The 23,874-nt window shown below is 68.2% G+C and carries 7 protein-coding genes; all 7 read right to left on the bottom strand.

What is annotated here, in order from left to right:
* Positions 1-155: 155 nt before the first annotated feature.
* Entirely contained in the window at positions 156-15,992 is a 15,837-nt protein-coding gene (locus CCR79_RS05535; RefSeq protein ID WP_201169647.1) for an LAGLIDADG family homing endonuclease, read from the bottom strand.
* A 2-nt stretch (positions 15,993-15,994) separates the two neighbouring features.
* Positions 15,995-17,737 (bottom strand): hypothetical protein, encoded by a 1,743-nt coding sequence (locus tag CCR79_RS05540; protein ID WP_201169651.1) that lies wholly within the window; start codon positions 17,735-17,737, stop codon positions 15,995-15,997.
* Between the two features lie 12 nt (positions 17,738-17,749).
* Positions 17,750-18,604 (bottom strand): hypothetical protein, encoded by an 855-nt coding sequence (locus CCR79_RS05545; protein ID WP_201169654.1) that lies wholly within the window; start codon positions 18,602-18,604, stop codon positions 17,750-17,752.
* The gene (locus CCR79_RS05550; protein ID WP_201169656.1) at positions 18,601-19,227 is read right to left on the bottom strand and encodes a hypothetical protein; all 627 of its coding nucleotides are present in this window, start codon (positions 19,225-19,227) and stop codon (positions 18,601-18,603) included. Before CCR79_RS05550 ends, CCR79_RS05545 begins: the two co-directional genes overlap by 4 nt.
* Before the next feature lie 78 nt (positions 19,228-19,305).
* Positions 19,306-21,414 carry a phage tail tip fiber protein gene (locus CCR79_RS05555; RefSeq protein WP_201169658.1) on the bottom strand — a complete coding sequence of 703 codons (2,109 nt, stop codon included), beginning with the start codon at positions 21,412-21,414 and terminating at the stop codon, positions 19,306-19,308.
* Complete coding sequence (locus CCR79_RS05560; RefSeq protein ID WP_201169660.1) at positions 21,411-23,306, bottom strand: hypothetical protein; 1,896 nt, start codon at positions 23,304-23,306, stop codon at positions 21,411-21,413. Before CCR79_RS05560 ends, CCR79_RS05555 begins: the two co-directional genes overlap by 4 nt.
* Positions 23,307-23,317: 11 nt before the next feature.
* Complete coding sequence (locus CCR79_RS05565; RefSeq protein WP_201169662.1) at positions 23,318-23,863, bottom strand: hypothetical protein; 546 nt, start codon at positions 23,861-23,863, stop codon at positions 23,318-23,320.
* Between the last annotated feature and the right edge of the window lie 11 nt (positions 23,864-23,874).

Raw genomic sequence — 23,874 nt, forward strand, 5'->3', positions numbered from 1 at the left:
AAAGGTCATGTCAACGTCGATTGACTCAGTGTACCCAACCGATGTTCTCAATCAAGCCGTACAGAATCCTGCTAACGCTTTGTCACACCGGGGACTGCGTGTCGACCAACAGGACTCGTGTCAGCGAGGGGTGTTTTGAGCTCGGGTGGTGCCGATCAGCGCGGGGCAATTGCTGCCGCCGCACTGGACAGATGGTTCGTCTTTGCCTCAACACGCCTCACCGCCCGGTTATATGCCGGATAGCTGATAGCGTTCCGCCGATAGTCGCGTTCCAGCGCTCGACGTTCGGCGTGAAGCGCGCGCCGGCGCTGTTCGATCTCCATGCTTCGGAACCAGTACCCGAGGTCCACATCGTGCCCGCGCGCCTTGATGCCGACCCCGGAGGCGAGAGACTGAGGGATACTCGCCGGGCGGTCGAGAAGGTCGCGCTCGCCGCGCAGTGCGGACATGAGTGAGGCATTGTGCCAGGAGCCTGGGATGTACGCCCCACTCGGCACGTAGGCACGCCACAAGTAGCCCATGCGCGCATTGAGCCGGTCTTGCCAGTCCGAGGCGAGCGGGTCGTAGATTTCCTGCCCGGTGAAGTTCTGCTTGTTCAGGTATAGCTCGAAGCCGATCTGGAGCGGGCCACCCATCTGCAGCCAGGCCGGTACGCCGGTGACGCCCTGCTGGGTGTCGAAGACATCGCCGGCCGGCACCCAACGCATGATGTCGAGGTACATGGGGTTGTCGTACTGGTCGCGCCACGGCAACCGCACCATGCGGTTCCAGCCGATGTCCGTGAACGGGATCGAGGCCCAGGTCATGCCCTGGACCTCGGGGCGCATCGTGCGCCGCTCCTCGTCCTCGTCGCCGGGCTCCAGCTCGAAGGCGAGCAGGTTCGCCAGGTAACCGATGGTGATGTACTTGGCGAGCTTCCAGGGCCGGTGGGCGATGGCCGTGGCAATGGCCGGCGCCGCGCGGTAGGTGTAGCTGATAAACGGCAGCACGCTCTGCCGGGCGGCGTTCACCCAGGGGGCGCGGATGTTGTAGTCGAGGAACTGCACCCGCGCCTGCCGGGCCGCCTCGGGCGCATCCATGCCCATGCCGCGCAGGCGCATGTATGTCCCCATGCGGAAAATCTCATCCTCGACCTGGTAGAAGTCCACCATGCGCCGGTCGGCCTTCTTCACCCCGTCCCACAGCCGGTAACCAAGCTGGGAGAGGAAGCGCACCCGGCCACCCATCGACTCCTCACCGCGCCGGGCCTCGGCCAGCATCTCATCGACGATGGGCGCGAGCACATCGCGCTGGATCTCCTGGTGGACGAAGGTGCCGCCGAAGGCGCCATGCTCACGCGCCTCCTGGTACATGGGCCCCTTGTGCGCGAACTCCCGGATCCCCGCGGCAAGGTCACGCACACGCACGTCGATCAGGTCCATGAGCCCGAGGTTCGACATCACGTTGTTGACGTGGACCACGGGCGAGCGGGCGGTGTTGTGGGTGGGCACCATGCCGTCGCCGGCTAGGTACAGGTGGCTCTCCGACGAGACCGCAATGCACCGCACAGGCACCGAATCGACCGGGGTGATGGATACGATTTGTCGGTTCCCCGAGCGCCGCCGGGAGACCGAGGCCGGCCGGATCCGTTCGGCCTTGCGCCGGATTGTGGCTACGGGGCGATCCGTGTTCGGGCGGAAGTAGATTCTCCAGTGTGTGCCGACGCACTCTCCGTTCAGGCGAGACTCAGACGGACGCAGGGTCGGCTTGTACCCGAGCGAGGTCACAAGCTCTTTGATGCCCCGGGCAAGACGCTCGGAGCTGCTGATGATGATGCACTCCCCCTTGGTTGTGATGCACCCGTCAGAGTCCACGATGCCTTGCAGAAGCTCCAGCCGTTGCTGCTGCGAAGCCCGCAGATACTCGCCGGGGATGTGCTTATCGCCGATCACACCCAGGTCACGCATTCGGTCCCCGAAGTCCGCGTTGACTACCGGAGACATCGGCTCGCCGATGGATTTCTCTCGGCGGGCCTCTCGCTCGCACTCACCGCAGTTTTTCGGGTTGCGGTGACTGTCGTCGTGGCCACGGATACAGCGTCCAGGCTGCTTCTGAATCGTAAACGAATAGACGTTGTTGCGCTTATCCTTTATCGGGGCGGTGCAAACCACCCCGGATGACTCCAGGTTGGAGACAACCTCCTCCAGGTCTTGGCCGCCAACGTATAAGCGGGGGCTTCTCTTGTGGCCGTCTCCAAGCCAAACCCCCAGCGCGTAGGGCGGCAAGGGTAGGTCGGCATCCGGTAGTTCCAGTGCGCCGGCCACCGGGATCGAATGGGCCGCTTCGCCCCGATGGTTGATCGTGAGCGTGTTGCGGATTTCCTCAGTGGTACGAACGGCGCCCCCATCGTTACGGTGGTTCGTGAACCACCAGTGCTCATCGTCGGCCACGATGCTGGTCCCATCCGAGAACTCTACCCGGTAACAGGGTCGGCCGTGCTGAACGTCCTTCACCTCCAAGACCGTGCAGGGCTTTCCGTTCTCATCGAACAGTGTGTCGCCCTCCTGGATTTCCCTCATCGTGGTCCATCCGTCCGCAGTCGGGATCGGCGTATCGAGGGCCAGGGCCTTGTTCAGCTTCCAGTGGGTCAGCAGCTTTCGCCACGTCCCCGGCGTCTGCATGATGTCCAGCTCGTTGAGGTCGCGCCAGATTTCCGGGCGCACGTACATGCCGGCCAGATCACCCCACTTGAATGCCTTGGCGCCCTTGGCCACCCGGGTCTCGGGCACCCGCACCCAATCGACGCCCACGAACGTCGAGAGCCGCCGCGCCTCCTCGGCGTTGACGATCTCCGGCGCCTCGCCGGTCTCGGTGGTCGGCTCGTGCTTGGCCCAATCCGGGTTCTTGGCGATGTCGGAGAAGAACCGGGCGCTGGAAATGTCGTGCGCGAGAAGCTGGAAGCTCTTGATGAGGTTGTAGCGCACGTCGAGAACCTGGCCCATGTCCTCCCGCTCGGCCCGGGTGTAGTCACGGCGGAGGATCAGCTTCTCGCCCCGGGTACCGGCCACCTCGAAGGTGCCGCGGCTCTCCCAGGTGTCAAAGCGCGCCGGAAGCTCCCGGTCGGCGGGCCAGAACACGCGCTCGCGCACGCGGCGCTGGGCCGGCTGCGCCGGGTCCATGCCGGTGAGCGGGTCCATGCCCTCGGGCGTGTACTCCAGGCGGTCGAGCATGACCCACTCGGTGCCGACCAGGTGGGTGTCGGCCTGGCCGGGGCGCAGCTTCCGGCCCCACCAGTCGCGGGGCACGTTGCGAAGCAGCCGCTCGGTGGTGACCTCCTCCTTGAGCCCGCGCATCCGCAGCGAGTCGCCGCCGATCTTCTTGCGGTGCTTGCGCTGCGCCTGGTGCATCCACTTCGGAAGTCCCGAGAGTTCCGCCTCGTGCTTCTGGTAGCTGCGGTGCAGCCAGTCGGTGATCGCGCTATCGGCCTTTATCAGCCCAAGCTCGATCATCTGCCCGGTCAGGTCATCTAGGGCGGCGCGGATCGGCACCGAGAGCGATTCCAGCGCCTCGGTCGGCACCTCGCCCTCATCGAGCACGCGCTGGAGCACCAGGCGCTCCTCGCGGCTGAGGTTGGCCTTCTGAATCTGCTCGACCAACCCCTCCATCTGCCCGAGGATCCGCCGGCTCTCCGACTCTCGGGCGGCATCGCGTTGGATGAATGACTCGGGCACGCCGTAGCGGTCGATGAGCCCGGCCCGGGCCCGCTCAACCAGCGGGTGCAGCCAGCGCCCGAACATTCCCTCCGGGTCCACCGTGCGCTCGTGGAGCGTCTTGCGGATCTGCTCGGTCAGTTGCACACCCGGGCGGAAGCGGCCGTACTCATCCGTGCTGCCGGTCAGGTCGAACACCGCGCTGAACAGCCGATCCACCGGGGCGCCCTTGCGGATGGCCTCGCTGACCTGGCGCTGCCGGTCCAACGCCTCGGTGCCCTGCTGGCCGCGGCGGGCAAAGGCCGCCTCGCCGGCCATCTGATCCGGCGTCTGCGCCTCCAGGGAGCGGTGAGCCCGGCGCAACAGGGCCCGCAGGTCGGCGTCGTTGAGTCGGATGGTCAGCCCGAGCCCGCGCAGCCACTCGCGCAGTACCGCCACCGCTCGCTCGATGATGCTGGCATGGGTGCCATCCTCGGCCATCTGCGCCAGGCGCTCCTCGGCGATGATCGCCCGGTGCGTGGCGTTCTGCGGGTCGAAGGTGCCCGGCTCGAAGTAGCTGTCGATGATCGCCTGATTGCCCCGCGCCCCGCCGGTGGCCGCCCACACCTGATTGAGCACCGGGCGGATCCGGGTGCCGAGGAGATTGCGCAGCCCGTAGTGGCCGACCGCCTCGTGCAGCAGGGTCCGCTCCAGGGCTTGGGCGCTGTCGTGGCGATCCGCCACCAGGTAGATCACCCCGCGGTAGTAGACCCCGCGCATATCCTCCAGGGCCCCGGCCTGCTCGGCCAGCGCGTGGATGTCGGCGGGCAGGTCGCGCACGCTCTGCACCGTCTCCAGGCGCGGGCCGTCCCAGCCGGCACTGACCTTGGCAACGTGGCGCCGGGCCTGCTCAACCGGGAGCCCTTGCCCCAGGGTCGAGGACCGCTTGAGGCTCGGCCCCTCGGCCCAATCGCGCAGCGCACCAAGGTCCACGCCTTCCATCTCGTGCCCGAGCGCCATGTCATCGACGCGCAGGCGAACATCGCCCGGTGTGCCGCGCTCGACCATCTCGGTGGCCATGCGCCGGATCTGCGCCCGCCCACGGCCATAGGGCGCCAGGGCCGGCGAGCCGCTGATCCGCACCTCGTGCGCATCGCCGTAGCGGACGTAGCGCAGGGTGCTGTCGGCGTCGTAGGCGTCCATGTCCACCACGATGTTGCTGTGGTGCCAGTCCACCGCGTCGCCCTGGCGCTGCGTGTAGTGCTCCGACGGGCCCTGCCGCGGGACCATGCCGAGCCAGGGGTCGTGGTACAGGCCGCGGGCATACCGCTCCTCGCTGCCGCCGGCCTCGCCGCCTTCCTGGCTCTCGCGGGCAAGTTCCGCCTCGATGGCCCGCACCTGGGTTTGCAGGTCTTCCAGGCGCTCGGCGCCGTCGTACTCCTGGCCCAGCCGGCTCTCGTACTCCCGAACCTCCTGCTCGGCCTCGGCGATGCGCTTGCGGTGGTGCTCGATCTCCGACTCGAACCCGCGAAGCTGGTGCTCAAGCGACTGGATCAGACCCCGGGCCGAGCCACTCACGCGCACGTCGGCCGAGTAGTCGCCGGCACGCTTGAGCCCCACGTCGGCGAACCGCTCGTGGGTGCCCCACACCGTCGCCATAATGTCGAAGCCGCCGATCTCGCCGATCTTCTTCGGCGGCGCCATGCCCTGCCCCTGCTTCAACTCCTCGATGCGCTGGAGCATCGCCTGGCCGGCCTCCAAGCGGTCGGTGAACGCCTGATCGCCGACCTTGGCGATGAACGCCTCGCCGCTGGTGTCCTGGCGCTGGGCGATGTCCTCCTCGATGCGCGGGATCCGGTTGACCGAGGTTTGGCGGCTCATCTGTGCGCGGTTGATCCGCTGACGGATCACCGACTGCTCGCGCTGGTGCGCCGCCTTGCGCCGCTGCTCACGCTCAAGGTTCTGGCGCAGTTCGGTGAGCTGCATGATCCGCGGGTCGGCCGTCGAGAGCGCCTTGGCCTGCTCGTACTGGCTGGCTTCGCCCAGGTCATCCATATCGCGCAGCGTCGGGTCGCCGCGGAAGAAGCCTTCGATGAAGCGCGCCTTGCGCTCCATCATCTGCCACATGGTCGAGTCGTAGGTGCCCTTGGTCGAGTAGTCGTGAATCTCGATCTCGGGGTTCATGTTGCCCTGGCGCAGAATCCGGCCGTTGCGCTGCTCGTCGTCGGCCGGGTACCAAAGCGGGTCGAGGTTATGGACCGCGTAGAGCCGGCGCTGGGCGTTGACGCCGGTGCTCATCTTGGCCGTCGAGCCGATGAGCACGCGGACCTTGCCCTCGTTCACGTCGTTGAACAGCCGTTGCCGTGCGGCGTGGGTCTTGTAGTCGCGGATGTCGGCAATCTCTGAGCGCGGCACCCCGCGGCGGGCCAGTTCGGCGCGGATGTAGTTCGGCACCGAGAAGCCCCGTGTGCCCGAGAGCCCGAGGTTGGCAAAGATCATCTGCGTGGCCGGGCCAGCGTCCACCGGGGTCTCGCTGTAGCCATCGGCACGCGGCTCGTAGAACGGCTGCGCGCTCGTGCGCCGGTGGATCTCGGCCACGTTGTCGATGAGCATGTTGAGCTTGCTGCCCGGGTCTTCGCTCACCTCGCGGTCGGCCAAACGCATGTCGATGGCGGCATGGCGCCCATCGTTGATGACCGAGAGCATGATGTCGTCGCCAGGCTCCGGCGGGCCCTTGCGCCGCTCGATGGCCTCCATCCGCGCGGCCAGCTTCGCCTGATACTCGACCAGCGCCTCCGAGCGTTCGGCCAGGTTCATCTGCCGCTTGCCCCCGCGCAACCGGGGCCGGGTGACGTACTCGCCAAGCTGCTGGCTGGTCACCACGTCCATGTTCTGGCGAACCATGTTCGACAGTTCCGGGACGTTGACGAACTTGGCAAAGCGCGTCACCGACTTGTAGTTGCCGGCGGCGTCTTGCTCGAGGTCCGTGACCGTATCGCCAAAGGCGCCGGCCCAGGCGTCGAAGTGCGACAGCCCGCGCGCCTCCAACTCCTGCGGCTGGAGGTAGCGGCTGATTGTGTAGAGCTCGGCCATGGTGTTGGTCACGGCCGTCCCCGAGGCCAGCACGAGGTTCTGCCCCGGGTTCACCCGCTCCAGGTGGCGGCTCTTGGCGTACAGATCCCACGACGCCTTCGAGCCCTCGGGGCTGACCCCCTTCACGCCGGACATCTTCGTGGCGAAGTCCAGCTTGCGGAAGTAGTGGGCCTCGTCCACGAACAGAAAATCCACCCCCATCTCCTCGAAGGTGAATACCTGGTCCGTGGCCTTCTCCGCCTTGCCGGTAAGCCGCTGCTCCAGGCGCTCGATCTGCTTCTGCAACCGGGAGCGCGTGATGCGGTTCTCGGCATCCTTGTCCATCTGCTCAAGCAGTTCGCGGTAGTCGTCGATCTGCTGCTGGATCAGACCGTCCTGGAACTCGTTGCTGACCGGGATCATCCCGAACGCCGAGTGGGTGATGATGATGGCGTCCAGGTCCTCGCTCGCCACGTTGGCGATGAACTGCTTGCGCCGGCTGGTGTGAAAGCGCCGCTCATCTGCCACGGCAATGCGTGCCGTGGGGTACTGCTCATAGAACTCCTTGGTGAACTGCGCGAGCATGTGATTCGGGACCACGTACATGGGCTTGTTCACCAGCCCGAGCCGGCGCATTTCCATGCCCGAGCCGATCATCGCCGAGGTCTTTCCGGCGCCAACGCCGTGCGCCATGTAGGTGTTGCCCGACTGGATGATCCGCGCGATCACCCGCTTCTGATGCGGGCGCCACTGCCAAGCGGACGAGACGCCGGGCGTGGTCAGGTAGGAGCCGTCGTACTCGCGCACGACCGTCGAGTTGAACTGCTCGTTGTAGATTTCGGCCAGTTCCGCGGCCCGGCCCTCGTCCTCCCAGGCCCAGGTCGAGAACTTCTCCTTGATCGTCTTGAGCTTGTCCTGTGCCGCCTGTGTGGCCTCGGTATCGACCCAGGTGGTCCGGGTGCCGTCAGCGAGCTTTTCCGAGCGGGTGACCTGTGGCGTGCGCCGGTTCAGCGCGTGCTCGATCAGTTCGGTGGCCGACAGGTCCGCCGTTCCCCACTCGGCGGTGGACGCCGCCGATCCCTTATCCCCACTGACCTCCCAATAGGCGAGCTTCGGCGTATAGCGCGCGGTGAGCGTGCGAAGCCCTAACCCATCGGTGGCGAACCGCTCAACGATTGCCTCGGGGATCCACGGGGCGCCCAGGGTGGCGCTGATCTCCGAAGGCGTTAGATCGACCGGCTGCACCGCCTCCAGGGCGGCGACGTTGCGCTCGAACTCGGGGTTCTTCTCCGCCGCCGCCTCGGCGCGGCGCAACTTCTCGCGCACGTTGCCCGAGAGGTACGCATCGCGCAGGACGTAGGTGTCTTCGGTGCCGGGGAGCTTGAAGATGCTCTCGCCTAGCTCCTCGATGGCCTGCGTCTGCGACTTACCCGAGAGCGCGGCGATCTCTGGGATGTCGAGCCGGCCCTTGCGGTTGAGTACATGGAGCATCGCGTCGTTGACCGAGCGGATCTCGGGCGCGCGCTCGCGCGTGATGATGTTCTCGAAGAAAACATCGCTCTTGCCCGACTCTCCGGTTTCCTCGCTGTAGACCTCGATGGCGCGCAGGCGGTAGCTCTCGGGGTCATCCATGAACGGGTCGATGTTCTCCCGCTTCTCGATGACCAGATCCTCCATGGCGGCCGGGTCGAAGCTCCCCTCGTCGAAGCTGCGCCCCTCCCGCTCGGCCTGCTCGCGGGCGGCCTTGCGCGCGGCGGCGATCTTGGTCAGGGAGGCCCCCTCGGCAATCATCCCCGAGGCGTCGAAGTCGCCCTCGCGCCAGACCTCCCCGGCATACCGGGCTTCTTCGCGTGCCTCCGCGCGGGCGGCCTCCTGCTGAACGATGGTCGGGCGCCGGTGTTGGCGTTCGAGCTTGTTGATCGGCCCGAACCGCTCCACGAAGGCGTCGTAGGCTTCGTGGAGCCGCGCCCGGGCGACCTTGGCGTTATCCGGCTGCCCGGCCAGATCCGCGGCGTAGACCGCGCGCAGGGCATCACGGATGGGGACCAGGCCACGGATGCGCTCGATATGCCCCTTGGGAATGCCCGCCTGCCCCTTGCCGCGGGCCTGCACCGGCACGCCGACACCATCGCGCACCTGCATCAGCCGCTCGCCGTCGAAGTAGAACGAGCCGTCCTTCTTCTGATCGGTGCCGAAGTCGATCTCCGCCCGCTCGTCCTGGGTCACCCCCTCGGCCATGACGTTCTCGGGGAACTGCTCGATGGCCCGCGCCAGGGCCTTGTCGAGCGGCTGGCCCTTGACCCCGCGCACGGCGTAGCGATTCTCGTAGAGCGGGTCAAAGAAGCCCTGCTCGCCGAGCACCATGTCCGGGTTCTCGGCGAAGTAGCGGCTCATCCGCCCGGTGATCGACTGCCCCTGTTTGTTCGGGAGCGTGACCTCAACCGTCTCCGTCCAGCTACGATCCCCAGCCGGCTCCCCCTCCAGGCGCTTGCGCAGCACCACGATGTCGGTGGTGACCGAGGTGTGGGCGGTCTTCTCGAAAGCGGCACCCGGCAGACGGATCGCGCCCACCAGATCGGCCCGATCAGCCAGGTACTCGCGGGCGCTGGCGTCGGCCTTGTTCATGGTCCCGGCCGACGTGACGAAGGCCAGGAGCCCACCGGGGCGCACCGCATCGAGGGACTTGGCAAAGAAGTAATCGTGCAGGAGGAACCCTTGCGGGTATCGGGAATCGCTGCGGATGGGGATGTCGGCAAACGGCGGGTTGCCGATCACCAGATCGAAGGTATCCCGCGGCAAGGGGGCCCGGGTGAAGTCGTCCTGGCGCACGCCCCAGCGCGGGTAGAGCGCCCGGGCGATGCGCGCGGTGATGTGATCGAGTTCCAGGCCGGCGTAGTGCGTGCGCGCCGCCACGTCGGCGGGCATGGTGGCCGGGAAGTTGCCGACACCCATGCCCGGCTCGAACACCTGGCCGCCGTCGAACCCGAGCCGACGGACCAGATCCCACATGCCCCGGGTGACCGTCTCCGAGGTGTAGTGGGCGTACTGCAAGCTGCGCTCGGCGGTGCGGTACTCGGTATCGCTCAGTAGCTCGCGCAGTCGGGTGCCGATGTCCCGATAGCCCTTGGCGTACTCGCCCTGGGCGTCCGGGAACGCACCCTTGAGCCCACCCCAGCCGATGTAGCGGGCAAGCTGCGCCTGCTCCTCCGGGGTGGCCGGCCGACCCTCGGCCTCAAGGGCCTGGATCAGTTCGATGGCGCGCAGGTTATCCCGCGCCTTCTGCTTCGGACCGCGGGTTTCCTGGAGCCCGCCGGGCTCTACGGTAAAGTTCTGTGGATCTCGTCCGGGTCGCTCTCGAAGTCGATGAACGTCTCGCGCACGATCTCCTCGGCCTCCCGCCTGTGGGGCTGTTTCACCACCCCGTTCGGGAGCTTCGGCGCGTTGGCGGTCAGTTCCCGGTACATTTGGTACGCCTGCTTGGTCAATTCCTGGAGGTGTTCCTCCATCTTCCCGGAGCGCATCAGCTCGCGGTACATCTGCGGCGCCCGCTCCTGCATGGCCCGCAGATACGGCATCTGAAACTCCATGGCCCTGCCCCTCTTGCAGATCCCGCGCAAAGCGCAGGACGTAAGGCTTGATTCCCGTCCCGAAATTATCGAGTACCGCGCGGATGAACGCACGCAGATCCTTCCCGGCGGCCTGGAAGTCGCGGAGCATCGCCTGAAAGTGCGGCTTGGCCTGCTGGTAGGTGTTCTCATCGAAGGACAGCCCCGAACTCAGCCGCCCGGCCTTGGTGCCGAACAGCGCGGCAAGCCCCGCCACCGCCTCCTGCCCGGCGCTGGAGAGGTTCCCGCCCATGCTCTTGGCGATCTCCGCGGCCGTGCGCTCGACCGACTCCTGCTGCTCGGCGCGAGCCTGCTGCTTGCGCGGGCGCTTCTTACCATCGGGCTTTTCGGCCGTCTTGGCCCGGGCCCCCTGGGGGCGCTCGGTCTGCGCGGCACCGGACTCCGCGGCCACCTCATCGAACAGCGCCGACAGTTCGGCCTCGTCCATTGCCGCAAGCTGACCGGCCAGGGAGTCGGCGGGCTCGGCAGCCGGATCGCTTGGCACCGCAGCATCAGGCTGCGCCTCGCTCGGGGCGGTCTCGGTTTCGGCGGCCGCCTGACCGACCCGCGAAGGCGACTCCTGCTCCAGTTGCCGGGCAAGCGCCTCCACGTCGCTCTCACGTAGGACATGGGGGGCGGCCAGCCCCTTGCGCGCCTCCAGGCCCGCGCGCCGGGCGAGTTGGACGCGCTCGCTCGGGCGCATCTGCTCCAGGCGCGTGCGCGGGGAGTCCTCGCTGTGATCGCGCTCGATGAGCGGGCGCAGTCGCTCCAGGGTGGATGCGCTGATCTGCTCATGCCCTTGGCGACTGGTCCACTCCGGGTCCGCCTCCCCGGCCTCCTCCGCGATGCGCTGGCGCTGGTAATTCTCCATGCGCCGCCACCGCGCACGCAGCCAGCCCCCCTCGGCCTCCTGTGTTTCGCGCTCCAGGGACTCGGTATCCCGGCCCTGGGTGTCGCGGCGCACCTCCTCGATGATCTGCTGCTTGAGTTCCCGGGCCTGCTCTTGGGCACGGGGGCTCATGTTGGAGAGGAGTTTGCGCCCATGCTCGTCCGTAAAGCTCCCGCGGTCGGCGACGTACAGCGCCAACTCAAGCTCGCGGCGCACCTGCGGATCGCCGGCACGCTCCATCTGCTCACGCAAACGGCGCGCGGCCTCCCGCCTGATCGCCTTTTTGCGCCGACCGGATTCGTGGCCCCGGTCGTATTCCATCAGGCGCTCGGCATCGAGGGCCTGCTCCTCCTGTTGCCGCTGACGCTCCTGCTCGCGCTCGGAGGGCTGTCCCTGGCGGCTCTCTCGCTCGGCGCGGACATCGGAGAGGTCTTCGTAGGCCGCCCACGCCTTGGCGGGAACGTCGAGCCCGAACTCACGGGCAGCGAGCACCCGGCGCAAGTGGGTCGGGATCTCGCCAATCTCGCCGCCGTCGAAGTAGCCGGCGGCGACCTCACGGTTCAGGTTATAGCTGTCCTGGACGTTCTGATCGCCGCGGGCTTCCAGGAACTCCTCCAGGCCCTTCTGCCAGTCGTAGGCCCCGGTGTTGCCGGTGTCGTGAAGCAGGGAGCGGACCTTCTTCGGGAAAGCGCCGGGATGCTGCCGGATTAGACCCTGCTCCCGGGCGTCCGCCACGCTCAGTTCGCCGGCATCGTAGCGCCGGGCGATCTCTGCGCGCTCGGTGAGGGCCGAGTCCGGGTTCTCGCGGCGCCACTGCTTCACGCGCTCGCGGATCTCGGCCACCCGGCCGTTCTTGGCCAGGCCCAGGGGCGCGAGGATCTGCTCCTTGATCGTCTTGCCGGTGAGCCGGTCCACCCCCTCGTCGATCCGACGCGCCGCCTCCAGGGCCTTCTCTGCGCGCTTGCGGGCATCCCCCTTCGACTCGTTCGAGCGCGGCAGCGGGGCGCCGAGTGCGCGAAGGATATGCCGGGGCTGCTGCTCATCAATGGCCGCGGCCTGCGCCTCATCCCGGGTCCGGGTGAACGCATCCTCGTTGAGCACGATCAGGGTGCGCGGGAGTCCTTCGGAACGGATCAGGTTGTAGACATCCAGCGAGCCCTCCACCGTCTCGAAACCGCGTTCGGGGAAGGCGATGGCGTCGCAGCCCTGCTCCTGCGCCTGGTCGATCACCTGCTGCGCACGGTCCCGGCCACGGGGCATCCGCTCGACCTGCATCACGCGGGCATCCGGGGCCAGGCGGAAGGTCAGCACCGAGCCGCGTGCGTCATCGGGCGGCATCCGCGAGGCTTGCAACTCCCGCTTGTTCTCGGCCCACTGGCCGAACAGTTCGGCGGCCCGGCGGCTCTCGGTCAGGTAGAAGTGATCGCCCTGGTCAAAGGCGTTCATGCCGACGCCGGAACCGGAGCGCTCGGCGTCGAAGCGGTCGAAGTCGATGCCGGCGGCGGTGCCGTGGTACAGGTCACCATCGAGGCCCAGGGCGCTCGCCGTGTCCTCGGCGCCCTGCGCTGCCGCGGGCTCGGCGGCCGTCTGCTCGGCTGCCGGCTGCTCGGCGGCCTCCACCGGCTGCTGGCGCTCGGCGGGGAGCGGGCGCGCATCGGAGTCGATGATCTCCTCACCGGCCTGGTTGACGTACACCCCGTCCTCGTCCTCCAGGGCGCGGACCAGTTCGCCGTCGGATGCCTCGTGCGTCGGCGTGAAGGGCTCGCTCGGGGTGGTCGCGGCCGGCTCCGCGACGGGCTGGGGCTCCGGCGTCGGCTCGGCCACGGCCTCCGGGGACGGCTCGGGGTTGGCCTCGGCCGGGGCGGCGGTCTGCGCGCTCGGCTCGGCCTCCGTCTGCGGGGGGCGAAGCGCCCAGGCGCCCTCGCCCACTTGCTCCGGGGTGTGGTCGGGGAGTTTGCGGCTGCGCGCGGCGGCACGGGCGGCGGCCTGCGTCGGGTACGGGCTGCCATCGGCCTTGTAGACCAGTCCCGGGGCGGCTTGGGCGTCGGCGATGTCGGTCTGCGCCTGCGAGCCATCGAACAGCGCCCCCTCGCCGGCGCCGGCCGGGACGTGGCCGGCCTCTCCGCCGGATAGGCGCTCATCGACGGCGCGCTGCTCATCGTGAAGGCGCTGCTGCTCCGGCGTGGCGCCACCGATCATGTCGCCCTGCGTCGGGGTGGGAGTCTCGGCCGGGGCCTCGCGCTGCTCGGGCACGGCCTGGCCCAACAGGTCGGTCTGCCCCTCGGCAACCGGCCCCGGGGGCTGCTGCTCCTGCGCCGGTTCCTGCGCTGGCGCCTCGCCCTGCGTTTGCTGGAGAAGCGAGCGGCGAAGCTCGGGGTCGGTGTGCCAGCGCTGCCACCGCTCGCGCTCGGCCTCCAGGGAGCGCAGCCGCTCGCGGGCCCCGGTTTCATCCTGCACGTCGATCCCCAGCTCGCGGGCGCGCTGCGGGTTCTTCGACGGGTTGCGCAGAAGCCGGATGTCCTCGCTGATCTCCCGCTGCCGCGCGGCGGCCTTCTTCGCCAGTTCCTCGGCCTGACGCATGGCCGAGTCGTCGAGCCCGAACAGATCCACCTGCTCGGGCCCGCGGCCCTCGGCGCCCATCGCCTGCACCGCCTGCATCATGGCGGTGGCCGTCTCGATGCTCTCCCCGCGCTGGATGCGCTCGATGCCGAGCGCCTGCAGCCGCTCGTCCTTGGGTGCTGCCCGGGCTACCGCTGCCGCTTGCCGGTCCCCGATCTGCTCACTCTGGTGTAGTTGATAAAGGGTTTCCGATCCTTGGGACGCGATGGCGAATCCATCTCGGCCCTTAGCGCGTTCGAGTAAGCCTCGGCGTTGCGCTTGCGCCTCATCCGTTCCGCGTTGCTTGAAGTACGCCGCATAGTCGGCAACCTCCCCTTGTCCGTCGCGGATGTTCATTTCCGCATCCGCGACCATGGCATCCTCGCGCGTGAAGCCGTCGGCCTCGCGCACGACCTGTGCCGGAATGGTCTGCTCACCGGTGCGCCGAGCCAGATCCAGCCGGTGCCGCCCGGTAATCACCTCCTGGCGGCCGTCCTCACGCTCCCATACCAGGATTGGCGCCGTGCCCAGGCGCTCGTACTGACCGCCCAGGGGCTCGACCACCCCCGATTCATCCGCCCCGCGCTTGAACTGTGGCACGTCGTGCGAAAGCTGGAGTTGCGCGACCGGCACCTCCTGCATCGGGAACTCCACCCCGATCTCATCGGCGGCCATCGACGGCTCGGCGTGCGGCGCCTGCTGCGCGGGCTCCTCGCCCTCGGCAACCGGATCCGCGTAGGTGCCCGGTCGGGCCACCCAGCCCGCCTCGTACTCGGTCGGCTGCTCTTGCTCCAGCGGCGTGTCCGCCTGGCTGTACGCATCATCCTCCGGCTGCACACGCTCGAATCGCTCGGACGCGGCCGTGGGCGACTGCTCCTCCTGGCCGTAGAGCGAATCGAGCGGGGCATCCTGCTCGGTGTCACGGGTGGCCGACGGGCCGCGCGCACCGCGGCGCTGGAGCGGGAACAGGAGCGCCTGGAGGGCTGCGGCGCCAACGGCCGCCGTCTCGCCGCGCTCGGGCACCTCGTCCCAAATGGGGTGGTCCTCGTCGTACTCACGGCGCAGAAGGTTCTGCAACAGCGCGCCGGCATTCTCGACGGTGTACTCGGTCACGCCGGCCTCAGCCATGCGGCGCAACAGATAGGCGCTGGCCGACGGGCGCATCGGCTCCGGGATCTGACGCAGGATCGGCCCCAGGGAGAGGATCTGCACGATACCCGGCAGACGGCCCTCCGCGGAAAGCTCCAGGGCGTACTCATCGTCAATGCCCAGCTCGGCCGCCCGCTCCGGGTTCTCCTCCATGAACTGCTTGACGTTCTGATACGCCTCGGACTGACCGGCCGCCTGCGCCGAGAGCGCCGGGGCGACGTACTGCGCCCCACCCCGGGTCATACCCGCACCCCTGCCCGCCACGGCCAGGCCGGCGTAAAACGCCAGCGAGCCGCCACCCTCGGCCGCTTGCTGCACGAAGCTCTGCTCATAGGCCGGGTGCGGCGCCAGGCGCTCCCGCACGCCCTCGGAGAAGAACTCGCCGGCCCGGTACAGCCTGCCTTCCTCCACCGGGCGATCCGGGCCAACCCCCCGGCGATGCTCCATCCGGTCTGCATCAAGCTGAAGGCCCTTGAGCGTCTCGCCCAGGGCGCCCGTAGCGCCACGGGCCACGGCCTTCGGCGCCTCGACCAGATGGCCGGCGACGGTGCGCTCGGCGGCATGGCGCTCGGCCACGGCCTTGCGATGCACCGACTCATCCAGGCCACGCATCAGGTCCGACCAGTCCTCGGGGCCGCTCGGCTGCGCGGTGGGCTCGGGCTGCGGTGACGGCTCCGGGGTGGCTGCCTCGGCGGGAGCCGGCTCCTGGCGGGGTGCTATCGGGGCGCCGGCGGTCACCGGCTGCGGCAGCTTCGCCAGCGTCCCCTCCACCTCGGCGGGATCGACGCCAAGACGGGTGATCTGCTGCCGGATCTGTGTCGGGCTCAGGCCCTCCTCGGCCAAGCGCGTGACCAGGCGGGATTTGCGCTCCGGGGACCAGCGTGGGACTTGAGCACGGATCCGCTCGAACGTGCGCTGGCTATCCTGCGCCGCCATGACAGCTCTGCCGTCCAGGGCACGCTCCTGGTCCGTGAGCCCCTGATTCTTCCACCCGCCCTCGAGCTGCGCCATGCTTACTCGGCCCTCTCCATTGTCCGGCGTGCCAATTCACGCAACCGGCGCATCAGCGCCGCATCGACCTGATCCTCATGCTCCAGCGCCCAGCGGATCGTCTTGCCCAGGGCATCCCGATCCGGGGTCCGCCCCTGAACGACCTCCTCGATGGTCGCCGCCACATCCTCCGGCGGGGCCTCGGCCCGGCGCTGGAACAGCCCGGCGACGTTCTGACGAACGCCCTCGACGGTCTCGTAACCCCGCCACCAGGCATCGCCGGCCTTGCCGATGCCTTCGCGCAGCCCAGCGGTATTCCGCTGGTACATACCGTCGGGGTCGGTGTAGTAGTCCCGGGCCGTTTGCATGGAATCGCCCACCGCATCGAGCGCCCGATTCCGAGCCTGGACGGCGGCGCTGTCGTTGACCCGCACCGGGTTATTGGAGATTGTCTCAGGGCGTTCGAGACCCATCCCCAACTGATCCCGCGGCAAGATGGGCCCGCCGGCCATGCCCTCGCCGAACGACAGCCCCGTGCGCTGATCCCGGTAGGGGAACGCGTCGGCCGCGCCCAGTCCTTGCTCCGCCTGCTGCCCGGCGAACATCTGCTGCCCGCCGGGGGTCATCTGCTGACCGGGGGCCTGCCGGCCCGCGCCCTGGCCGGCGTACATTTGGGCCAGTTCCGCGCGCAGACGCTCGGCCTCCTCGACCTGAATCTGCTGCGCGCGGGCTTGTACCGCTTCTTCATCCACATGGCGCCGGCTCATGCGCCCCTCGCCGGCTTCCTTGCGCTCCTGGTCGATCTGCTCGGCGGCTGCCTCCATCGCGCGTTGCGGGTGCAAAAGTGGATAGTCGCCCGAGAAGGCCAGCCGGGCTGCGGCGTTGCCAACCTCGTGCGGAGGCATCAGGTGCCCGGCCTCGGCCTCCTGGCGGTAGACGTTTAGCGCCGCATCCCGCGCCCAGCTCTCGACGTGGGCCACGTTCGGGTCGCCGATGAACTCCTCGCCTACCTGGCGGCGGACGTAGTTGTTCACCTGCTGACCGAGGGTGTCGTAGATCCGGTTGTAGTCGGTGCTGCCCGGGGTCAGGTCCAGCCCCGCGCCGGCGCCGGTGCCCGAAGCCCCGGGTGCGTCGAGTTGGTAGAGCCGCCCATCCGGGCCACGCTGCACCCAGCCAAGCTCCTCGTGGCGCATCGGCTCGCTGAACTGCGAGCCCTGGCTCATCATTTCCCGGTGATCGGCCACCGGATCCCCGGTGCGCTTATCGAAGTACACCCCGTCGCGGTACTCGAGTTCCGGCTCTAGGGCCTCGATCCCGGCAAAGCGCGCCACGTCCTCGGGCCGAAAGCCCAATACCTGATCCTCGGCCTGCGCCGAGGGCTGCCCGTCCTGCGTCCACAGCCCGGCAGTGCCGGTGTGCTCGGAGCCGATCAGAAGCGACCACTCGCCATCGTCGGACACCTGCGCCGCGCCAATCGGGTGGCGCTTCTCGTCCAGGTGCAACGCCGCGCGGAAGACCTCCGGGTTCTGCTGGACGATCCGCGTAGCCATCGCCTCGTCGCCGGATTGCATCGCGCCGTAGAAGTCCCGAGCGGTGCGCTGCATCTGCGCACGCTGGTGCTCGGCCATCTGCTGATCGTGGACCTGCTGCGCGCGCTCATTCTGCGCCCGTCGCAGACCAGCGATCTCGCGCTGGTTACGAAGCTGCGCGCCGGTGCTCACCCCCTGGGTCAGCCCTTGGGCCATGCCGCCGAAGAATCCAGCCATGATCGCGTTCCTCTATTGGTACTGCTGCTGCCAGGGGGAGAGCCCAAACCCGGTGGAGGGCGTGCCGTGGACGTGGGTGGCGACTTGCATGTTGTTCATCGGGTCGGGGCGCCACAGCCCGGCGGTGTTGCCCGAGGCCGGGGCTGCCGTCGGTGCGGCGCTGGGGGTGTACTGGAAGGTTGGTCCACCGCCGCCACCGCCCATCGCGCCGCCGCCAATCGACGCGCCCGCCATGGCGCCCGCCGGCCCACCGATCATGGCGCCTGCGACACCGCCTACGACCGTGCCGATCATCTGTCCGGTGCCCGCGGCCCGCGCGTCCGCCGCACCGGCCTCCGCCTGGTGCATCGCCGCCGTGTTCTGCATCGCACTCACCCGCCCGGCATGGGCTGCGTCCGTGGCCGAGTGCGCCAGCGAGAAGCGGTGCGAGCCCATGCTCATCGCCCCACCGCGCAGCGCATCGGTACGCGCCTGCGCCCGCTGGTGCTCGGCCCGACGCGCATGGTTGACGGTGCCGGCGGTGGCCGTCGCCTCGGCAAGCCCAGCCTGCCGGTCCATGCCCTGAAAGCGCCCGGAACTCGGGTCGATGCCGAAGGCGGCCATGCGCCGGCGCTCATCCTCGCGCTGGCGCTCGAACTGCTGCGAGACATCGGCCGCGGCCCGATCCGTGACGCCTGCGTAGTCGGCCTGAGCGCCACGCTCGGCCTCGGCGATCATCCGGTTTTCCAGGTCGCCGTAGAGGTCGTTGTACTCGTCCATCTGCCCCTGGGCCCACTTGAGCCGCTGGGCAGCCAGCTTGTTGGCTTGCTCCTGGGCCTCGCGCATCCGCCGCCGCTCACGCCGGGCCGCGCTGCGTCCTCCGCTCATGCTGTCACCTCGATTGGTTCAACCCGGCCGGGCTGGATCAGGTAGAACGCCCCGTCGCAATGGACGATGGCGGAATCGTGCGTGTATCGGTGGACCTGGACCATCGGCGCCTCGTGAACCGCTGCCCACTCGTTGTAGAGCGCCGCCCCGCGCAAGGCGCCCCCGGCATGGGTCAGCCTACACAGCGCACCGAGCATGATCCCCAAGGGTCCGTCGAGCCCCGAGGCCGCTCGCATCCAACGCTCCAGGCGCCAGGGCCAATCCTGGATGTTGAGCGCGGTGTAGACCTCGCCCTCGTGCTCGTAGAGCCGCTGCATCCCGCTCTTGGAGGCCATGTGCAGCGTCGGGCGGTTGTCCGCCTCGACCTTGCCAAGCAGCCGCGAGTAGCCCAGGGCGCCGAAGGCGTGCGCTTGCCCCAGGCGCACCGCCTCGGCCTTGTCCGAGCAGCGGCGGGTGAGCAGGTTGTGAACCTGCGCACTGGAATCGCTGATCCGGTCGATGGCGAAAATGCCGGTAATCTCACCACCATCAAAGACCCCCAGCACCGTGGTCGCCGGGTCGCTCAGGTAGGCGTCCCAAGCACTGCCTTGGCCGCACCGGCCCGCGACCTCGGGGCTGTCCATGATTTTCTGTATGCGCCGTGGGTCCGTTGCTTCATAAACGGATTGGGTCAAGATCGTTTTCCTCAAAAGCCCGTGCGCTTATCGTTTCAGCCCCGTCGCCGTCATCGTGCCGCCCCGATTTTCAAAGGCCATATTCGAGCCCGTGTACCGGGCCTGGACCGTATAGGTATTCGTCCCGGTTCCCGGGCTTTGATCGAGGTACGAAAGGCTCATTGGACCCAACCCCTGCGAGAAGATATACAGGTAGCCAAGGGAGTGGGCCCACGTCACATAACTGCCGACGTTGCCCCAACTATGCACCGTGCTCCCGTTTTTCAAAAGGCGGGCCTGCACGCGGCCTATGCTGGTGCTTCCCTGGCTGAATGAGACATACCATTGGCTGCTATCTACAGGAATGTCCGCGCCGAATAACATGGCCATCACGTCAATACGCGCCGGCTGCCCCTCGGAATTGAGATTCACACTGCCGAGTTCGCGCCAGGAAGTGCTCAGGCTCCTTGCGGTTAGATTGGAACCCCGCGTAATAACGACATTGTTGCCGCCGAGGGTGAGGATATTATCAATATCCGCCGAGGTCGCATGGATATTGCCCCGAAAATACCCATTCATAAACTCGGCGGTACCGTCACGCCGGATCCTGAAACCGGAGTTTCCGGGCGCGAAGTTGTCACTCTGTATGGCGTTCTCAACGCCAAGATCCCATACGTTCAGGTCGCCGATGTACGCCTCGGTCGCCTCCAGGGAATCGGCAGCGATCTGATCGACCGCGGCCTGTTTGATCTGCGCGTAGCTGATCGAGGCATCCTTGATGACGGCCTCGTTCAAATAGACCGTCCCGCCGTCCACGACGAAGGGGTAGACCTTGCCCTCTTGGCTGTAGTCCACCGACGGGTGGCCGAGCCATAGGCGGTCCACGTTGAGTCCGAAGGTCACCGCATCGCCGTCGGCCTCCAGGCCGATGCCACCGACTACCGGCGTCCCGTCGTTGGTGGTCTGGAGCCGAAGGGTCCACTGCGCGTTTACGTCATTGCCGTCTACCGCTACCTTCGCGCGCTGCTCGATGGCAGCGTTCGCCTCATCGACGGAGCCGGAAAGCTGCGAGACTGTCTCCGCGAGTGCGCCATCATCATCCGCAATGGCCGATTCCAGACGGGCAACGTCGGCCTTACGCTCCGATTCCTCGTCATCCACGCGCGCGCTAAGGCTATCGAAGGCACTGACCCGGGCGCTCTGCTCCTCGGCGATGGCCGTATCCAGCCGCGTGACCTCGGACTCGGCATCACCCATGCGGGCCGTCAGGGAGTTAAAGCGCGTGCTGACCGATAGCGCCGAATCCACTTCGGCTATCGTGAACTGGATCGCCTGCGCCGCATCACCACCGAAGGCGGCGACCAACTGCCCGAGTTCGATGGCCGCTGCCGACTCCTCATCGGCGTAGCTCTTTAGCTCCGAACGGGCGTCCGCGATGGCCTGCTCCCGCTCGTTGGCCTCCGCCTGGATAGCCTCCTGGCGCTCGTCGGCCTCCTCGGCAATGCGCGCGGCAACCGAGCCCTCCAGTTCTGGCGGCCCATCGACCAGATCAATGCGTTCGCGCAGCGTGCGGGCAAGCTGCGATTCGCCGATCTCCCCGGTCAGTTGCTCCAGGAAGTAGTCAGCGTCTCGGGCCGTCTCGGCGTAGCGCGACTGCGAGAACGGGCCCCGAACCCCAGCCAGGGAGACGTTGCGCACCCAATAGTAGCCACCCCAGCTACTCCCCACGATGTCGGTGTGGATGCGCGCGAACTGCACCCCGACCATGACCGCCTGGCCGATGTCGGCGACCTGCGCGCGCCAGATTTCGACGTGGGAGTGGTTGCTGTACTGCGGCCGCCCCCAGGTCAGCAGCACCCGGGTAAAAGACGCCTGGGCCTGGAAGTCGGCCACCCGCGGCGGCGTGGTGACGTTCGGCGGCGGCTCGACCGGCTCCAGGGTGCCGCCGGCGCCAACACCCGCGCGCAGCCCCTCCTTGAGTTTGGCGAGCCCGATCTCCACCAGGTCACGCCGGGTCAGCTTGGCATCGAGCGGGTCGCCCCGCTGGCCCTCGCCAAGCTCGATGACCTGCTTCACCGCATCGAGAAACTGGCGCTCGGCTGGGCTGGCGTCGGTGGGCACGCTGGGAAGCTGGGTGGTCCGGGTCGGATTGCTCATTGCACCAGCGCCTCCATGCTATCCCCGAAGGCGACCTCATCCACCGTGTCGGTGCCGGTGACCTCCCACTCGAAGGATCGAGCCAGGTATCCCCCCGGCAAGGGGAAGGGGTCGGGGTCGGTGACCGTATGCTCGTGGACCTGCTCCCCGTCGGCGAACAGGCGGAACGTGGTGCCCTCGTAGCTGCGGGCGATCACCTGGGCGGCGCCGGCGTTGGCCGGCAGCGGTGCCGGGAACAGCGGTGAGCGGTAGTGCATCGGCATCCGCTGCTCGGCGCTGTCCCAGCGCTGGATCATCCCGTCGGTGTCGAGAAGGTAGAGCCGGTCATCGAGCGGGTCGCGGTGCCCGGACAGGGCCTCCAGGTCCAGGTCGATGAAGCCAAGCTCCGGTTGCCGCGGGTCGAAGATGAACCCGCCGCCGTCGTAGAAGCCAACGTACCGCCCGCCCCACTCGAAGGCGCGGATGGTTTCGGGCTTGTACGCCGCCCACTCGCGCTCGGTGATGTGCTGATGGGTCAGCAGTTCGGCGCCACGGGTGCTGATCTGCACCAGGCCGGCCGGGGAGGCGTAGACGCAGGCATAGCCGAACGAGACCATCGACGCCGGCGAGGCGCACGACTCGTTGACCTCCAGGCGCCGGGCCTGGAGTGCGCGCGGGTCGGAGCCGGTGACAAGATACGGTCGCCCGGCCGTGACCACCGCGATAGAGACATCGAAGACGCCAAGCGCGGTGATCGACTCATCCAGGCTCAGGCTGTATAGCTCCGGCCAGGCGTGCGGGCGGTACGGCTCGCTGGCGTAGAGCCGGTTGTCGGTGAACCCGAGCATGAAGCCGCCCGGGTGCGTGTCGAACCCGCGCAGCCCCTTCGGCGGCGGATCCCAGGCCGTGCTCTCCAGCGCCGTACCCAGGACCGTGCTCCGCAGCGTGTCGGTGAAGCTCTGATCGGAGAGTTCCACCTCGGCGACGAAGCGAAACTCCGCCCCCTGGTTGCCCGAGGCCGTGCGGTAGATGCGCCGGCGCTCGATCAGCCGCCCGGCGCCCTCATCGACCGAGAGCGGGGGAAGCTCGACCTCCACCGCCTGCGTCACACCGACCGTGATCTGCACCGGGTCCGGTGTCGGCGGCCCCTCCTCGCCAAGTTCGGTGACCAGGGTGTGCGTGTAAAAGCGCACCTCCTGCCACTGCTCCGGGTAGAAGGGGCGGAACATGCCGGAGACGAACGCGCTGTAGGCCACGTTCTCGGCGTCGGTGTTGTTGAGCGTGAAGGTGGTCTCATCGACGACCCGGATTTGAAAGCCGTCGAGGTGGTTCAGGTACTCGGCCAGGTGGTTCTCGCCCTCCTCCTCATCCGGGCTCTGCGCCTCGATGTCAAAGCGCACCACCTCGCCGTCCTCCAGGCCGTGCTCGCCGTCGGTGACCACCCGGATAGGCCATTCCCGGTGGATCTGCGCAATGGCCACCGTGGGCGGCTCGACCGCGCTGACGCCAAGCTCATTGCTCGGCGCGGGCACGCCCAGCCGGTAGCTCGTCACCGGGTACCGCTCACCGCCCTGGTAGGCGGCCGGCGTGTAGGTGTAACGCGGCTCGTCATAGCGGGGGTCGCCAGCGAAGTAGATCCGCTGCCATACGTCGTCGTTGAGCGGGCCAGGGGCCACGTCCACGCGCCCCGGAAAGCGCAGCCAGTAATCCTCGCCGCCGACGCGCCAGCGGTAGATCGTGCCGACCGTGTGGCCATCCAGGTCCACCGGCTCCACCGGCTCGGGCTCGCGCAGGGGGCGCAGCGCGCCGCTGTCCAGGTCGCAGTTGCGCGCCGCCTGGGCCTGCCCCGCCTCCAGCAAACGAGCCGAGCGCCGCGGCCAGGAGCCCCGGAAGAACCGTGTGCGATGGTGCATGGTGATCCCTCTTAGAACCGGCTCGGCGCCGTGCGGATCGGGTCGGTGGTGAAGTTGCGGGCCCGCTCAAGCTGGAAGCGCGAGAGGTGATCGCGGTAGAGCGCGCGGTAGTGCATCCCAAGCTCCGGTGCGCTCCACTCCACCCCGGGCATGACCAGCAGCCGCGCCTTGGCTCCCGCGGCAATGGCCTCCGCCCCCCTACTCAGCAGCCAGCCGGGCACCTCGTTGGACTGCTCGGCAAGGCCCAGCAGCACGTCGGCGCTGTGCGCCGGCTCGTCGCCCTCGGGCTCGACACGCTTGGGCGGGGAGAAGCGGGCCGGAATGACCTCGCCTTCCGCGTCCCGGGCGTGGACCAGGGCCAGGGCCACCGAGCCCTGCTGGGGCTCGAACTCGTAGCCCCCATCCTCGGCCGGGGTCAGCTTCAGGCGGACCTGCCACCCCCGGCCATCGCGCAGCCACTCATTGAGCGCGTGGCGCACCGCGTTCAACGCCACGACCTTGGGGCAGCCGGGCGCCTCGGGCAGCACGTCCCGCAGCAGCGTGTCGATCTTCTCCATGGGGAACCCCG

The organism is Halorhodospira halophila, assembly GCF_016653405.1.
GTDB classification, from domain to species: domain Bacteria; phylum Pseudomonadota; class Gammaproteobacteria; order Nitrococcales; family Halorhodospiraceae; genus Halorhodospira; species Halorhodospira halophila_A.

Bases quoted from the DNA above. Each gene is read 5' to 3' on its own strand.
- CCR79_RS05545 (WP_201169654.1), bottom strand. From the start codon at position 18,604: ATGAGCGGAGGACGCAGCGCGGCCCGGCGTGAGCGGCGGCGGATGCGC.
- CCR79_RS05555 (WP_201169658.1), bottom strand. From the start codon at position 21,414: ATGAGCAATCCGACCCGGACCACCCAGCTTCCCAGCGTGCCCACCGAC.
- CCR79_RS05560 (WP_201169660.1), bottom strand. From the start codon at position 23,306: ATGCACCATCGCACACGGTTCTTCCGGGGCTCCTGGCCGCGGCGCTCG.
- CCR79_RS05535 (WP_201169647.1), bottom strand. From the start codon at position 15,992: ATGGCGCAGCTCGAGGGCGGGTGGAAGAATCAGGGGCTCACGGACCAG.
- CCR79_RS05550 (WP_201169656.1), bottom strand. From the start codon at position 19,227: ATGGACAGCCCCGAGGTCGCGGGCCGGTGCGGCCAAGGCAGTGCTTGG.
- CCR79_RS05565 (WP_201169662.1), bottom strand. From the start codon at position 23,863: ATGGAGAAGATCGACACGCTGCTGCGGGACGTGCTGCCCGAGGCGCCC.
- CCR79_RS05540 (WP_201169651.1), bottom strand. From the start codon at position 17,737: ATGGCTGGATTCTTCGGCGGCATGGCCCAAGGGCTGACCCAGGGGGTG.